Here is a 13461-nt window from a genome sequence, read left to right on the forward strand (position 1 = left end):
CCACTGACGTGGCGAACCGGGCGATTTAAGCACAGAAGAAAAAAACGCGCAGGCTGGCTGCGCGTTTCCATACTGGCGTCAGGGGCGAGCATTCCCGGGGCCGGCGCACGAAGCGCCAGCGCCCGGCCGGGCGCTCAGAAGCCGCGCGCCACCGGCATCTTGATGCTGTCCGGGTTCACGTTCATGTGCTTGGCCAGTTCCAGCTTGGCGATGGCGTTGCGGTGCACCTCGTCCGGGCCGTCGGCCAGGCGCAGCGTGCGCTGGTGCGCCCACCAGTTGGCCAGCGGGAAGTCGCTGGAAACACCGGCGGCGCCATGCACCTGGATGGCCCAGTCGATTACCTTCAGCGCCACGTTCGGTGCCACCACCTTGATCATCGCGATCTCGGCCTTGGCCACCTTGTTGCCGACAGTGTCCATCATGTACGCGGCCTTGAGCGTCAGCAGGCGCGCCATCTCGATCTCGCAGCGCGCTTCGGCGATGCGTTCCTGGGTCACGCCCTGGCTGGCCACCGGCTTGCCGAACGCCACGCGCGACAGCGCACGCTTGCACAGCAGTTCCAGCGCGCGCTCGGCGACGCCGATGCTGCGCATGCAGTGGTGGATGCGGCCCGGGCCGAGGCGGCCCTGCGCGATCTCGAAGCCGCGGCCTTCGCCCAGCAGGATGTTCGAGACCGGCACGCGCACGTTCTTCAGCTCGATCTCCATGTGGCCGTGCGGCGCGTCGTCGTAGCCGAACACCGGCAGGAAGCGCTTGATGGTGATGCCCGGGGTGTCGGCCGGCACCACGACCATCGACTGCTGCTCATGGCGGCCGGCGTCGGGATTGGTCTTGCCCATCACGATGTAGACCTTGCAGCGCGGGTCGCCGGCGCCCGAGGACCACCACTTGGTGCCGTTGATGACGTAGTGGTCGCCATCGCGCTCGATGCGGCATTCGATGTTGGTGGCGTCCGACGAGGCCACCGCCGGCTCGGTCATCAGGAAGGCCGAGCGGATCTCGCCGGCGAGCAGCGGCTCCAGCCACTTGTCCTTCAGTTCCTCGGAGGCATAGCGCTCCAGCGTCTCCATGTTGCCGGTGTCGGGCGCGGCGCAGTTGAAGACCTCGGCGGACCAGGGCACCCGGCCCATGATCTCGCACAGCGTGGCGTATTCCAGGTTGGACAGGCCCTGCGGCGCACGCGGCGAGCGCGGCAGGAACAGGTTCCACAGGCCGGCTTCGCGCGCCAGCGGCTTGAGCTCCTCGATCACCTTGGTCGGGACCCAGGCGTTGCCGGCGCGGCGGTTCGCGTCGATCTCCTCGGCGAAGCGCTTCTCGTTCGGATAGATGTGCTTGTCGAAGAAGGCCAGCAGCTTGGCCTGCATTTCCTTGACCTTCGGGCTGTACTCGAAATCCATGTGGTCTCCTCGCTACGGATCGATGGGCGCCGCGCATTGGCAACGGCGGGCAACGGCGCTGGTTGGCTTCGTCGTTCGGGCAGACTTCGCCGATGCAATGCACTCTATCTGAAAGCTGGTAATTAGAAAAATGAATTTTCTGGATTTGGCAGTATCAATTCCCTGCATTCCATGACAGAATCGCTGCCATGCAGCTCTCCCGCATCGACCTCAATCTCTTCGTGGTGTTCGACGCCATCTACAGCGAAGGCAGCATCACCGCGGCCGCGCGCCAGCTCAATCTGACGCAGCCGGCTGTCAGCCATGCGCTGGGGCGGCTGCGCACGCTGTTCGACGACCCGCTGTTCGAGCGGCGCGGGCAGGGCATGGCGCCCACGCCGCTGGCCCGTTCGCTGGCCGGCGAGGTGCGCGGCGCGCTGCAGTCGTTTGCCCGGACGCTGCAGGATACGCCGCACTTCGATCCCACCAATACGGTGCGGCGCTTCACCATCGGCATGCGCGACGCGCTCGAATCGACGCTGCTGCCGCCGCTGATGGCGCGGGTGACGGCGATGGCGCCACACGTGGAAATCGCCGCGATCCGCTTTGACCGGCGCGAGATGGAGTCCGAGCTGCTGGCGGGGACCATCGACACCGCGATCGATATCCTGCTGCCGGTGTCGCCGGCCATCCACCACGCGCCGTTCATGAACGACCCGATGGTGGTGCTGGCACGCCGCGATCATCCGCTGGTGAAGAAGGAGCTGACGCTGGAGCGCTACCTGGCGGCCGAGCACGTGCACGTGTCATCGCGCCGCCGCGGCGCGGGGCTGGAAGACCAGGCGCTGCACCGCATGGGTTTGACGCGGCGCGTGAGGCTGCGCTGCCAGCACTATGCCGCCGCATGCCGCGTGGTCAGCTGCACCGATCTGCTGGCCACGCTGCCGCTGCGCTATGCGCGCATCGCTAACGAGCCTTACGCCAACCGGTTGCTGTCCCTGCCGTTCAAGGTGCCGACGCTGGAACTGCACCTGTACTGGCACGCGGGCGGCGAGAACGATGGCGCCAACAGGTGGCTGCGCGAGCAATTGATGGCGGTGATGACATCGCTCGGTGGCGGTACTGCCGATGTGACGCCTGCTGACTAAGCGGAGTGCGCGCCGCATGCCGGTTGCCTCAACGTGCGCCGGACGCCGCCCCCGTGCTCCGCGCGCGGTTCACACGTAAGCATTTGTTCGCACGCTAGACCCTGCCGGGTCACGCTCATACCATCGACCGGTCTTTCTGCCTCCGGCGCCTCACGCGTCGGTCGTCCGCGCGTGCGGATCCCTCAGGCAGATGCCTTATTCCACGACTACGACACATCCAGACCGATGACCGGGACACGCTTGCTTGCTGATTGCCAACCGACGCTGCCGCGACGCGCGCGGCACACCACGTTCACCCTGACCGGCCTCTGCGCCGCTGCCGTGCTGGCCCTGTCCGCTTGTGGCGGCGGTGGGGACGGCGGCAGCGGCGGCACGTCCGCCGGCACGCCGCAGGGCTCCTCGCAATCCGGCACCCAGTCCAGCACGAGCCCTGGCTCGACGCCTGGCTCGACGTCTTCCACGCCGACCACGGCCGGCGGCTGCTACACCGTCAGCGGTGCGGCACCGGCGCCCGCGGCAGGCAGCGGCATCACGCTGTTGCCGCCGCGCGGCAGCGCGGTCAGCAACTACCGCGTGCTCGACGAACCGCGCAGTGCGGGCCTGTGCTACGCCAACTACCGCCGCGAGCAGGTCGGCCTGCCGCCGCTGGCCGCGCGCGACCCGCTCAACACCGTGGCGCAGAACCACACGGCATACATGCTGGCCAACGCCACGCTGACGCACGACGAAGTCAGCGGCAAGCCTGGCTATACCGGTGCCACGCCGAACGAGCGCATCCAGGCTGCCTATCCGACCAATGCCACCGCGGAAGTGGTGGCCGGTGCCAATCGCTGGACCTCGGTGGCCAACGCCAACCTGTCGATGACGCCCAAGGATGCGCTTGTCTCCGACCTGATCAACGCACCGTTCCATCGCGCCGCGCTGCTCGGCAGCTACGGCTCGGCCGGCAGCGGCTTTGCCGAAAGCGTGGGCCCGAACGGCAGCGGCACCTCGGCGAGCTACTACCAGACCATCGACCTGGCGGATGCGTCCAAGGGCGGCAGCGACAACCAGATGGTGGCTTACCCGTTCAACGGCCAGGCCGATGTGCCGGCGAGCTGGGTCAACTCCGAAAGCCCCAACCCGGCGCCGGGCTACGAAGGCAAGACCGTGGGCTACCCGGTCTCGCTGCAGGCGATCAACACCTCGCTGCAGTTCGATGCCGACAACTTCGCCATCACCGACGCGCAAGGCGCCAGCGTCAATTGCCTGAAGGTCGACAGCCGTTCGTCGGGCCTGTCCAGCGCCGCGCGCGGGTTGGCGATCTGCACGCCGGTGGCACCGCTGGCGAGCGGCCAGCGCTACAACGTGCGCGTGACCGGCCGGCTGGGTTCGCAGCCGGTGGACCTGGCCTGGTCGTTCACCACGCGCTGATCTTCCCCGACCAACCAGGCACCGCCGCGCTCACTGCGGCGCGCGGTGCTGCAGCCCGATGCGTACCTGGCCCGGCGCCAGCGTGCGGTCAGGCTGCACCGCGTACGGCAACGGTGGGCGCTGCCCCGCCGGCAGCGACTGCCACAGCCGTTCCACCCATTCCCTGATTTCCGCGTTGTCCGGTTCCGCTGCCCATACGCCGAGCGGCATGGTTGCCTGCATGCGCGCCGCGATCGCCGCGGGATCCTCCTGTACCGACACGACCATCGCCGCGGCGGCAGCGGGTGCGCGCGCCGCTGCCAGCGGCGGGGCGGCTTTGCGCGCGAAATCGGCACGCGGGGCGGCTGCCGCCGGCGGTGAGGGCGGTGAGGGTGGTGCCGCCGGAGCAGGCGCGGATTCCGCCATGGCGGAGTACGCGGGCATTGGCGGAGCCGCTGCGACGGCGGGAGCCTGTGGCGGCAAGCTGTCGGTGGCTGGGGCTGGGGCTGGGGCTGGGGCTGGGGCTGGGGCGGGCATGGCCCGCGTTTCGCCGCGTGGCGTCGCCTTGCGCTCGGCGGGCGGCTGCGCGCGCTGGCGCGGGGTGGCTTCGCGTTCCTGCCGTTGCTCCCGCGATACCGACGAAGAGGCCTTGGGCACTGGCGGGGCGGGGTTCGCCGGAGCGGCGACGGGTGCTTCATGCGTTGACGCAGGAGCGTCCCCGCCCGCCGGTGCCGCAGCCTCGCCGACTGCGACGCCGGTGGCCGGTTGCAAGGCGCCTTCGTCGATCTGCCGCAGCACGATGCTGGTGGTCAGCCCGGCCACGGCCGCTACGCTGGCTACCGCACCGAGTGAGCGCCACCAGCGGCGTGCGCGTGCCGTTCGTGCCTGTTCTGTTCGTCCGGCGTGCTTCGCCCCTTCGACTGCCTGCGCGGCGGCAGCGCTGCGCGCCTGCGCCGCCAGCCAGTCGCGCGTGGCATCGCTGACAGGCGCACCCAGCGCCTGCGCCGCCGGCTGGCCCGCAGCGATGCCGGCCAGCACCGCATCGCGCCGGCCCGCCTGCGCTGCCTGCAGCCGCGCGGCTTCTTCCAGCACCGCGGACGCCAGCCCCGGCGGCGCGGCAAATGGCAGGCCGAATGGCAGGGTGCCGGCGCGGCGCGCGTCCGCTTCCTGCTGGGCCGCGTGCGCCGCCGCTTGCACGGCGGCGGCCAGCCGCTCCGGTGGCATGTAGGCGGGCAATTCCTTCAGCAACGCGGCAAGCCGGTCCTGCCCGTCGATGAAGCGGTCGGCGGCGCTCATGGCCCACGCTCCCGCGCGCCCGGGACGCCGCCCGCCAGCTCGGCACGCAACCGCGCGAAGGCGTAGCGCAGCCGGCTCTTCACCGTTTCGAACTTCTCGCCCAGCATCTGCGCGATATCCTCGACGCTCATGTCGCTGAAGAAGCGCAGCACCACCACCTCGCGCTGTGCCGCCGGCAGTTGCAGCAGTGCGCGGTGGACGTGGTGCGCATGCTGCCGCAACTGCAGCTCGGCTTCCGGCGACAGGTCATCGGCGGGCAGCTCCGGCGGCTCGCCGTCGTCCGTGTCGTGGCGCTGGCGCACATCCGCGCTGCGCATCTGGTCGAGCCAGGCATTGCGCGCGATCTGGTACAGGAAGGTGCGGAACGCCGCGGCTGGCTGGTAGTCGCCGCAGCGCGTCATCAGCTTGATCCAGGCCTTCTGCGCGATGTCCTCGGCCTCGCCGGTGTTGCCCTGGCACAGCCACGCCACGTAGTTGTAGAGGCCGGCATTATGGCGGCGGAACAGTTCAGCGATGGGTTGCTCGATGATGCCCGAAGCGACCAGCAGCATCAGGTCTTGGTCCGGCAGCGCGGCCAACGGGGCCAACGGGGCCAACGGGGCCAATGAGGCCACTGGGCGAGGGGGGACGGGGTCTGGAGCCTGCATGCGCCCGAGTATAGGAGAACGCAGGGCGGGGCAGCCAAGCGCTGCGCTGCCCTGCGCCGGGACGTTGTCAGCGCGCCGCACGCTCGGGAACCGCGCCAGCCGCATCTCCCGGCTTGCTGGTGGCCAGGCTTTGCGCCAGGTCGACCAGCTTGAGGAATTCGCCGCGGTAGCCGAAGCGGTCGGCGCCGCGCGCGCCCTGCGCCAGCGCGTGCGCCTCGGCGTAGCCCCAGTGGCCGGTGTGCTTGCCGCCGCGCAGCGCCTGGCCGAAGCCGGCGACGGCGGCGGCGAAGCGGAAGTCGTCGTCGCCCTGGGCCAGGGGCCGGATCGCCTGCCGCGCCACGGCGATATCCATCAGCTGGCTGGTGCTGGCCGCAGGCAGCTTGTAGCGCAGCTTCACATGCGCCAGTTCGCCGTCGCGGCCGGATGCGGGCCCGGTGGGCGTGGTGGGCGCGGTGGGCTGGTAGCGCAGCGGATCGACCAGCCCGGGCTGGCCGGCCAGCGTCAGCTCGTACAGCGCGGTCACCGTATGGCCCGCGCCGATGTCGCCGGCGTCGACCTTGTCGTTGTTGAAATCCTCGCGCGCCAGCATGCGGTTTTCGTAGCCGATCAGCCGGTATTCCTTCACCGTCGCCGGGTTGAATTCCACCTGGATCTTCACGTCGCGCGCGATGGTGGCCAGTGTCGAGCTCATCTCGTTGGCCAGCACCTTGTTGCCTTCCATCAGGTTGTCGATATACGAGTACGCACCGTCGCCGGCATCGGCCAGCTGCTCCATCAACTGCTCGTTGTAGTTGCCGGTGCCGAAGCCCAGCGTCGACAGCGACACGCCGGACTTGCGCTTTTCCTCGACCATGCCCTTGAGCTGCCGGAAGTCGGTGACGCCGACATTGAAATCGCCGTCGGTGGCCAGCAGCACCCGGTTGATCCCGCCCGCAATAAAGCCCTGCTGCGCGGCCTGGTAGGCCAGCGCGATGCCGCTGGCGCCAGCGGTGCTGCCGCCGGCCACCAACTGGTCGATGGCGGCGCTGATTGCGGCCTTGTCGCTGCCCGGCGTAGGCGGCAGCGCCACGCGGGTGCCGCTGGCATAGGTGACCAGCGTGATGCGGTCCTGCGCGCGCAGCTTGTTCACCAGCAGCTTCAGCGACGACTTGAGCAGCGGCAGCTTGTCGGGCGAGTCCATCGACCCCGACACGTCGACCAGGAATACCAGGTTGGCCGGCGGCAGCGCGCCGCTGGCGATGTCCTTGCCCTTGATGCCGATGCGCAGCAGCACGTTGGACGGATGCCAGGGCGCGGGCGCGAGCGCGGTATGCACGGCGAAGGGCCGGCCGTCGGCGGGCTGGGCGTAGTCGTACGGGAAGTAGTTCAGCAATTCCTCCACGCGCACGGCATCGGCGGGAGGCAGGCGGCCGGCATTGAGCAGGCGGCGCATATTGCTGTAGCTGCCGGTGTCGACATCGATGCTGAAGGTGGATACCGGGGCCTGCGCGACCAGTTTGACGCCGTTCTCTTCGATCTGGCCGTAGCGCTCGCGGTCCGCGGCCTGGGGTGGCGGCAGGTGGTAGGGTCGCGGCATGGCCAGCGGTGCATGGGGTGCGACGGCGCGCATTTCGGCCGCGGGCGCGGCATTTGCGGCCTTGGCCACTTCGGCGGCGTGGTCCAGGACCGGCGCGGGCGCCGGGGCCGGGGTCGGGACCGGCGGAGCGGATTGCGGCGCCTGCGTCAGCGCAGGCGAATGCCCGCCGCAGGCCGACAGCGCCAGTGCCAGCGCGGTTGCGCAGCAGGCAGCTGCGGCCCGGGTCCGCCGGGCGCCAACGGTGGTCACGACCGGAGCGTGAAGTTGCATGTTGTTCTCCTGGTGGGCCGCTGGCGGGACGCCGTGGAGGCCTGTCCATGAAACGGCGCACGGTAGCCGGCGGGGTTAAACCCTCCGGTTTTTTTCGCTGCACGCTCTGTCAGGTGACGGAAATCAGACTTCGCCCCACCCCCGCATGCGGCGATCGCCACTACAATCGCCTGATTCCTTCCCCAGGAGACATCGCATGGCCCGCTTTGACCTCGGTTCGATGGTGTGGCGCAGCACGCTGGCCCTGACTACGGCCGCGCTGCTTGGCGCGTGTGGAACGCAGGGCGGAGGGACAGGGACGCCCGCCGCAACGGCTGAGCCAGCTGCCGCGCCGGCCGCGGCGGCGCCCGCGGCACCCATGCCGCCTGCCCCGGAGGTTGCTTCCGGCTACCGCGCCGGCATGTCGACGGTCTATGCGCAGCGCCATATGGCGGCAGCGGCCAATCCGCTGGCCAGCGAGGCCGGGCGCGCCATGCTGCGCCAGGGCGGCTCGGCGATCGATGCCGCCATCGCCATGCAGGCCGTGCTGACGCTGGTCGAGCCGCAAGCCACCGGCATCGGTGGCGGCGCCTTCATCATGTACTGGGACGGCAAGCGCGTGCAGGCTTTTGACGGCCGCGAGACCGCACCCGCGGGTGCCACCGAAAACCTGTTCATGCGCACCGACGGCAAGCCGATGGAATTCAGCGAGGCACAGATCGGCGGGCGTTCGGTCGGCACGCCGGGCGTGATGCGCGCGCTGGAGATGGCGCACCGGCAGCACGGGCGCCTGCCTTGGGCCAAGCTGTTCGAGCCGGCGATCTCGCTGGCGGAGAAGGGCTTTCCGATCTCGCAGCGCCTGTACACGCAGGTGGCGGCCGACAAGTTCCTGGCCAACTCGCCGGAGATGGCCGCGTATTTCCTCGATGCGCAGGGCAAGCCCAAGCCGGCCGGCACGGTGCTGAAGAACCCCAGGCTCGCACAGACGCTGCGCGATATCGCTCGGCGCGGCGCGGGCGTGCTGTACGGTGGCCCGATCGCGCAGGACATCGTCGCCAAGGTCAACGGCAGCGCCAACCGGGGCTCGCTGTCGATGGCTGACCTGCGCGATTACCGGGCCAAGCAGCGCGTGCCGGTCTGCACCGACTACAAGCGCTGGAAGATCTGCGGCATGCCGCCGCCGTCATCGGGCGGTATCGCGATTGCGCAGATCCTGGGCACGCTGCAGGCGCTGGAGACCAAGAATCCCAAGTACGCGCTGGCAGCGCTCAAGCCGCAAAACGTCAACACGCCCGCGCAGGTGGAAGCCAATCCGGACGCGGTCCACGCTATTTCCGAAGCCGACCGCCTGGCCTATGCCGACCGCGGCCTCTACGTGGCGGATGCCGATTTCGTGCAGATCGACGTGGCCGGCCTGGTCAACCCGAACTACCTCGCGTCGCGCGCCGAGCTGATCGGCGACAAGAGCATGGGCAAGGCGCAGCCGGGCGTGCCGCCGGGCCCTGCGGTGGCGTATGCCCCGGACCGCTCGCCGCCGCGCATGTCCACCTCGCAGATCGTCGCGGTCGATGACCGCGGCGGCGCGATCTCGATGACCACTACGATCGAGTCGTACTTCGGCTCGCATCTGATGGTGCGTGGGTTCATGCTGAACAACCAGCTGACCGACTTCTCGTTCTTGCCGAGCGAGAATGGCAAGCCGGTGGCCAACCGTGTCGAGCCGGGCAAGCGGCCGCGTTCGTCGATGGCGCCAACGCTGGTGTTTGACCGCCAGACCGGGCAGCTCGTGGCCACGGTGGGTTCGCCCGGCGGCTCACAGATCATCGAGTATGTGTCCAAGACGCTGGTCGGGATGCTGGACTGGAATATGGATCCGCAGGCTGCGATCGGCATGGGTAACTTCGGCAGCCGCAATGGGCCTACTGAAGTGGAGAAGGGGCTGGTGTCGCCGGGGCTGGTGCAGGCGCTGCAGCAGCGCGGGCATCAGGTTGCCGAGATTGAGATGACCAGCGGCACGCAGGCTATCGTGCGTCGGCAGGGGCCAGATGGGAAGGTCGTTTGGGCGGGTGGGGCGGATCCGCGGAGGGAGGGGGTGGCGGTGGGGGATTAAGGGGGCGGTTTTCAGCGTGCTATCGTGGTCGCTGTTGGTGACATGCTGTCGGCCGTTGAACCGCCTGGTTCCGCCCTCCTGGGCGGGTCACTTTTTGGCCGAGCGCCAAAAAGTAACCAAAAAGCGCGTCGCCTGCGGCTGGCTGAGCCAATTTGGCGCTTCTGGCTATATGGGCGGCGTTGGTCTCAGTGAAGCGTGGTCGCGATGCCCGCCTGCTACGCCAGGTGAGTGAGTGTGGGTGCCTGACGAATCCCCACTTTTGAACTATCCCCAGGACGGGTGTAGGCCGCCTGCTCCCTGCGGTATCGCATCATCGCCTACGGCTGCGCTGCGCGCGGCTCAGTCTCGCGGGTGAGGTGTCCTGGCCCGAACCCGCATCGCTGCGCTCGCTGGGCGGCGACGGCAATGGCCAGGGCGAGATCGGCGCTCTGCCACATTAGGGTCCGCGCGCAGCGCAGCCGAAGGCGTCCCACCGATATGGCATGCAGCAGGTTGCCTACGCCCGGCATGGGGATCGTTCAATAGTCGATTAACGCCAGGCACTATCCCTAACTCACCTGGCGTTAGCAGGCTCGAACGGCGACGAAGCCCAAACGGAAATCACCGCCGGCCGAACCACCCACGCCGCCAACTTGATAGCCAGCCGCTCAGGCGACGCGTTTTTTGGTTACTTTTTGGCGCTCGGCCAAAAAGTGACCCGCCCAGGAGGGCGGAACCAGGCGGTTCAACGGCCGACAGCATGTCACCAACAGCGACAGCGACGCAGCAACGGCCGATAACATGTCACCATCAGCGACAGCGACGCATCAACGGCCGACAGCATGTCACCAACAGCGACAGCGACGCAGCAACGGCCGATAACATGTCACCATCAGCGACAACAGCGGTTCAACGGCTAGCGACCAAGATGCCCGAGCATAGCTATTTCCTTACCCCCCAGCCTTCCTCGCATACTCCCACCCCATCTCCGCCATCGGCCGCGCCCGCTTACCCGCATCTGTAGCCTGCGCCGACGAAGCCGTTCCATCCACCACGCGCTTCATGATCCCCTGCAGAATCCCGGCAATACGGAACATGCTGAAGGCAAGATAGAAATTCCAGTCACCAGTGATCGCACGCCCGGTGCGCTGCTCGTACATGCGGCGATACGTCGCCTCGTCAGGAATCCCCAGCCCCGCATAGTCCAGCCCCGCAATCCCGCGGAACTGCCCCGGTGCGATATGCCAGCTCATGCAGTGGTAGCTGAAATCCGCCATCGGATGCCCCAGCGTGGACAGTTCCCAATCCAGCACCGCCAGCACGCGCGGCTCGGTGGGGTGGAACATCAGGTTGTCGAGCCGGTAGTCGCCATGCACGATCGACGTCAGGTCCGCGTCTTCCTGGGGAATATGCTGCGGCAGCCAGTCCATCAGCGCATCCATGGCCGGGATCGACTCGGTCTCCGACAGCTTGTATTGCTTGGTCCAGCGCTCGATCTGGCGCTGGAAGTAGTTGCCGGGCTTGCCGTAGTCCCCCAACCCGATGGCGTTGTAGTCGACGGTATGCAGCGCGGCGATGACGCGATTCATCTCGTCATAGATGGCACTGCGCTCGGCATTGTCCATGCCGGGCAACGACTGGTCCCACAGCACCCGGCCGGCGACGAATTCCATGATGTAGAAGGCCCGGCCAATTACCGATTCGTCTTCGCACAGCGCGTACATGCGCGCCACCGGCACGTCGGTGCCGGCGAGGGCGGCCATCACGCGGTATTCGCGCTCGATGGCATGCGCTGACGGCAGCAGCTTGCTCTTGGGGCCGGGCTTGGCGCGCATCACATAGGTCTGGCCCGGCGTGACCAGCTTGAAGGTCGGGTTGGACTGTCCGCCCTTGAATTGCTCGACGGTCAGCGGGCCGGCAAAGCCCTCCACGTGCTGGCGCATCCAGGCTTCCAGCGCGCCGGTGTCGAAGCGTTGCTGGTCTGCCACCGGGCGCGTGCCCTCGAAGTGCGATACGTTGCTCGTCATGCTGTCTCCGTTGGTTTTGTGTTCGGGTTCGGTTGGATGGCTGGGGTGACTCAGGCGGCCGGCTGGCGTCCGCGCAAATACTGGTGCAGCAGCACTTCCATGGTGGTGTGGCGCGAGCCGCTGTGGACGGGCGTGGGCGGCGAGTAGTTGGTCATGCGGACCACCCAGTCGAGCGGGCCGTCGCCCATGTCGAGCACATTGATGCAGCCCGCCGTCTGCAGCAGCGAGCCGAACAGCACGCGCCGCCCGCAGGTGATGGCCTGCGACAGGATGGCGCGGTTGGTGCCGCCGTGCAGCACCATCAGCACGGTATCCCATTCCGGGTCTTCGCGCAGGCGATCCAGCCCGGGCAGCACGCGGTCGAGAAAGGCGCCGATGGTCTCGCCGTTGAGGAAGCGCTTGTCTTCCGGCACTTCGCCTTCGAAGGCGCCGACGAAGGCGTCGCGCAGGTCGGCGTCGGCGATCGCGGACAGATCGCCGCCGCGGATCTCCTGGAATTCGGGCCAGACTTCGGGCACCACGCCGTCCATGTCGGGCAGTTCGGCCAGCACGCGCTCGGCGGTCTCCACGGTGCGCGGCAGGCCGCTGACGATGACGCGGTCGAAGCGGATGTGCTCCGCGGCAAAGGCGCGTCCGGCGGCCGTGGCCTGCATGCGGCCGGTTTCGTTGAGCGGCACCATCTCCGGCAGGGCAGGGCGCCCGGCTTCATCGAAATACGAGACGGCACCGTGCCGCATCAGGTAGATGCGGCGACGCGAGGACGGCGGCAATTCCATGCGTTGTCTCCTTGTGTTGTAGCTGGCCTGCCCGTCTGCCGCGGGATTGCCATGAAGACGGGCAGCCGCCCGTCCGGGTCCGTCAGCGGTACTGCGGCTTGCGCTTTTCAAGGAAGGCGCTGATGCCTTCGCCGCCATCCGGGTGATGCAGCGCGGCTACAAAGTTGTCGCGCTCGGCCAGCAAGTGTTCGTCGAGCGAAGCCGTGGCCGCATAGTTGATCAGGCCCTTGATGCGGCCGACCGCATGTGGCGATTGCCTGGCCAGCCCTGCGGCAAGGCGCAGCGACTCGGCCAGCGCCTCGCCCGGCGGCGTGACGCGGTTGACGAGACCGAACTGGGCCAGCCGCTCGCCGCTGACGGGCTTGCCTTCCATCATCATCTCGCTGGCGAGCTGGCGCGGCAGGGCGCGCGCCAGTTCGTACGAGCCGCCGCCGTCGGGCGTGAGGCCGACCGAGACGTAGGCCATCACGAACTTGGCGTCGCTGGCCGCGACCACGAAGTCGCACGCCAGCACCAGCGACAGGCCCGCGCCCGCGGCCGCGCCTTCCACCGCCGCGATGATCGGCTTGGGAAAGGCGTGCAGCGAGCGGATAAAGCCGTTCAGCACCTCGATGCTGGCGGCCTGCACCTCGGGCGGCTGGCTGCGGTTGCCCAGCAGCCGGTTCAGGTTGCCGCCGGCGCAGAACATGCCGTCGGCGCCGGTGAAGATCACCGCGCGGATCGTATCGTCGGCGGCGGCCGCGTCCAGCGCCGCCTTGGAGCCCGCATAAATGTCCGGGTGCAGCGCGTTGCGCGCCTCCGGGTTCGAGATGGTCAGGACCAGCGTCGAGTCGACGCGTTCGGATAGCAGTTGTGCGGGCATGGGGGCGGACTCTGGAAAACCGG

At 68.4% G+C, this 13461-nt stretch carries 10 protein-coding genes; 3 read left to right on the plus strand and 7 right to left on the minus strand.

The window, feature by feature from the left end:
* Window positions 1–134: 134 nt before the first annotated feature.
* Window positions 135–1397 (minus strand): acyl-CoA dehydrogenase family protein, encoded by a 1263-nt coding sequence (locus tag AC5WJ1_RS04870; protein ID WP_133094192.1) that lies wholly within the window; start codon window positions 1395–1397, stop codon window positions 135–137.
* 188 nt (window positions 1398–1585) lie between these two features.
* Between AC5WJ1_RS04870 and AC5WJ1_RS04875 the strand changes: the two genes are divergently transcribed.
* Window positions 1586–2524, plus strand: coding sequence for a LysR family transcriptional regulator (locus AC5WJ1_RS04875; RefSeq protein ID WP_195428108.1), 939 nt, complete (start codon window positions 1586–1588; stop codon window positions 2522–2524).
* A 225-nt stretch (window positions 2525–2749) separates the two neighbouring features.
* Window positions 2750–3937, plus strand: coding sequence for a CAP domain-containing protein (locus AC5WJ1_RS04880; protein WP_135704899.1), 1188 nt, complete (start codon window positions 2750–2752; stop codon window positions 3935–3937).
* Between the two features lie 30 nt (window positions 3938–3967).
* Here the strand turns inward: AC5WJ1_RS04880 and AC5WJ1_RS04885 are convergent, their stop codons facing one another.
* The 3 genes from AC5WJ1_RS04885 to AC5WJ1_RS04895 all read right to left on the minus strand — a co-directional run bounded on the left by AC5WJ1_RS04885 (window position 3968) and on the right by AC5WJ1_RS04895 (window position 7705).
* Window positions 3968–5212 carry a hypothetical protein gene (locus tag AC5WJ1_RS04885; protein ID WP_494476378.1) on the minus strand — a complete coding sequence of 415 codons (1245 nt, stop codon included), beginning with the start codon at window positions 5210–5212 and terminating at the stop codon, window positions 3968–3970.
* Window positions 5209–5763, minus strand: a complete 555-nt coding sequence (locus AC5WJ1_RS04890) for a sigma-70 family RNA polymerase sigma factor (protein ID WP_255519755.1) — start codon at window positions 5761–5763, stop codon at window positions 5209–5211. The genes AC5WJ1_RS04885 and AC5WJ1_RS04890 overlap by 4 nt, the downstream gene beginning before the upstream one ends.
* Before the next feature lie 163 nt (window positions 5764–5926).
* Window positions 5927–7705 carry a vWA domain-containing protein gene (locus tag AC5WJ1_RS04895; RefSeq protein WP_195428101.1) on the minus strand — a complete coding sequence of 593 codons (1779 nt, stop codon included), beginning with the start codon at window positions 7703–7705 and terminating at the stop codon, window positions 5927–5929.
* A gap of 196 nt (window positions 7706–7901) precedes the next feature.
* Between AC5WJ1_RS04895 and ggt the strand changes: the two genes are divergently transcribed.
* On the plus strand, window positions 7902–9794 hold the full coding sequence (gene ggt, locus AC5WJ1_RS04900; protein WP_195428100.1) for a gamma-glutamyltransferase: 1893 nt from the start codon (window positions 7902–7904) through the stop codon (window positions 9792–9794).
* A 929-nt stretch (window positions 9795–10723) separates the two neighbouring features.
* On the opposite strand, the gene AC5WJ1_RS04905 is transcribed toward ggt, so the two are convergent.
* The 3 genes from AC5WJ1_RS04905 to AC5WJ1_RS04915 all read right to left on the minus strand — a co-directional run bounded on the left by AC5WJ1_RS04905 (window position 10724) and on the right by AC5WJ1_RS04915 (window position 13438).
* Window positions 10724–11800: a phosphotransferase gene (locus AC5WJ1_RS04905; RefSeq protein WP_133097658.1), complete on the minus strand. Its 1077-nt coding sequence runs from the start codon at window positions 11798–11800 to the stop codon at window positions 10724–10726.
* A gap of 50 nt (window positions 11801–11850) precedes the next feature.
* Window positions 11851–12576, minus strand: coding sequence for a histidine phosphatase family protein (locus AC5WJ1_RS04910; RefSeq protein ID WP_133097659.1), 726 nt, complete (start codon window positions 12574–12576; stop codon window positions 11851–11853).
* An 82-nt stretch (window positions 12577–12658) separates the two neighbouring features.
* Window positions 12659–13438 carry an oxepin-CoA hydrolase, alternative type gene (locus tag AC5WJ1_RS04915; RefSeq protein WP_133097660.1) on the minus strand — a complete coding sequence of 260 codons (780 nt, stop codon included), beginning with the start codon at window positions 13436–13438 and terminating at the stop codon, window positions 12659–12661.
* Window positions 13439–13461 lie beyond the last annotated feature (23 nt).

The organism is Cupriavidus sp. MEYA8 (genome assembly GCF_059278825.1).

Excerpts from the sequence above, each read along its gene's own strand:
- AC5WJ1_RS04880 (WP_135704899.1), top strand. The coding sequence starts at position 2,750 with ATGACCGGGACACGCTTGCTTGCTGATTGCCAACCGACGCTGCCGCGA.
- AC5WJ1_RS04910 (WP_133097659.1), bottom strand. The coding sequence starts at position 12,576 with ATGGAATTGCCGCCGTCCTCGCGTCGCCGCATCTACCTGATGCGGCAC.
- AC5WJ1_RS04875 (WP_195428108.1), top strand. The coding sequence starts at position 1,586 with ATGCAGCTCTCCCGCATCGACCTCAATCTCTTCGTGGTGTTCGACGCC.
- ggt (WP_195428100.1), top strand. The coding sequence starts at position 7,902 with ATGGCCCGCTTTGACCTCGGTTCGATGGTGTGGCGCAGCACGCTGGCC.
- AC5WJ1_RS04915 (WP_133097660.1), bottom strand. The coding sequence starts at position 13,438 with ATGCCCGCACAACTGCTATCCGAACGCGTCGACTCGACGCTGGTCCTG.
- AC5WJ1_RS04870 (WP_133094192.1), bottom strand. The coding sequence starts at position 1,397 with ATGGATTTCGAGTACAGCCCGAAGGTCAAGGAAATGCAGGCCAAGCTG.
- AC5WJ1_RS04895 (WP_195428101.1), bottom strand. The coding sequence starts at position 7,705 with ATGCAACTTCACGCTCCGGTCGTGACCACCGTTGGCGCCCGGCGGACC.
- AC5WJ1_RS04890 (WP_255519755.1), bottom strand. The coding sequence starts at position 5,763 with ATGCTGCTGGTCGCTTCGGGCATCATCGAGCAACCCATCGCTGAACTG.
- AC5WJ1_RS04905 (WP_133097658.1), bottom strand. The coding sequence starts at position 11,800 with ATGACGAGCAACGTATCGCACTTCGAGGGCACGCGCCCGGTGGCAGAC.
- AC5WJ1_RS04885 (WP_494476378.1), bottom strand. The coding sequence starts at position 5,212 with ATGAGCGCCGCCGACCGCTTCATCGACGGGCAGGACCGGCTTGCCGCG.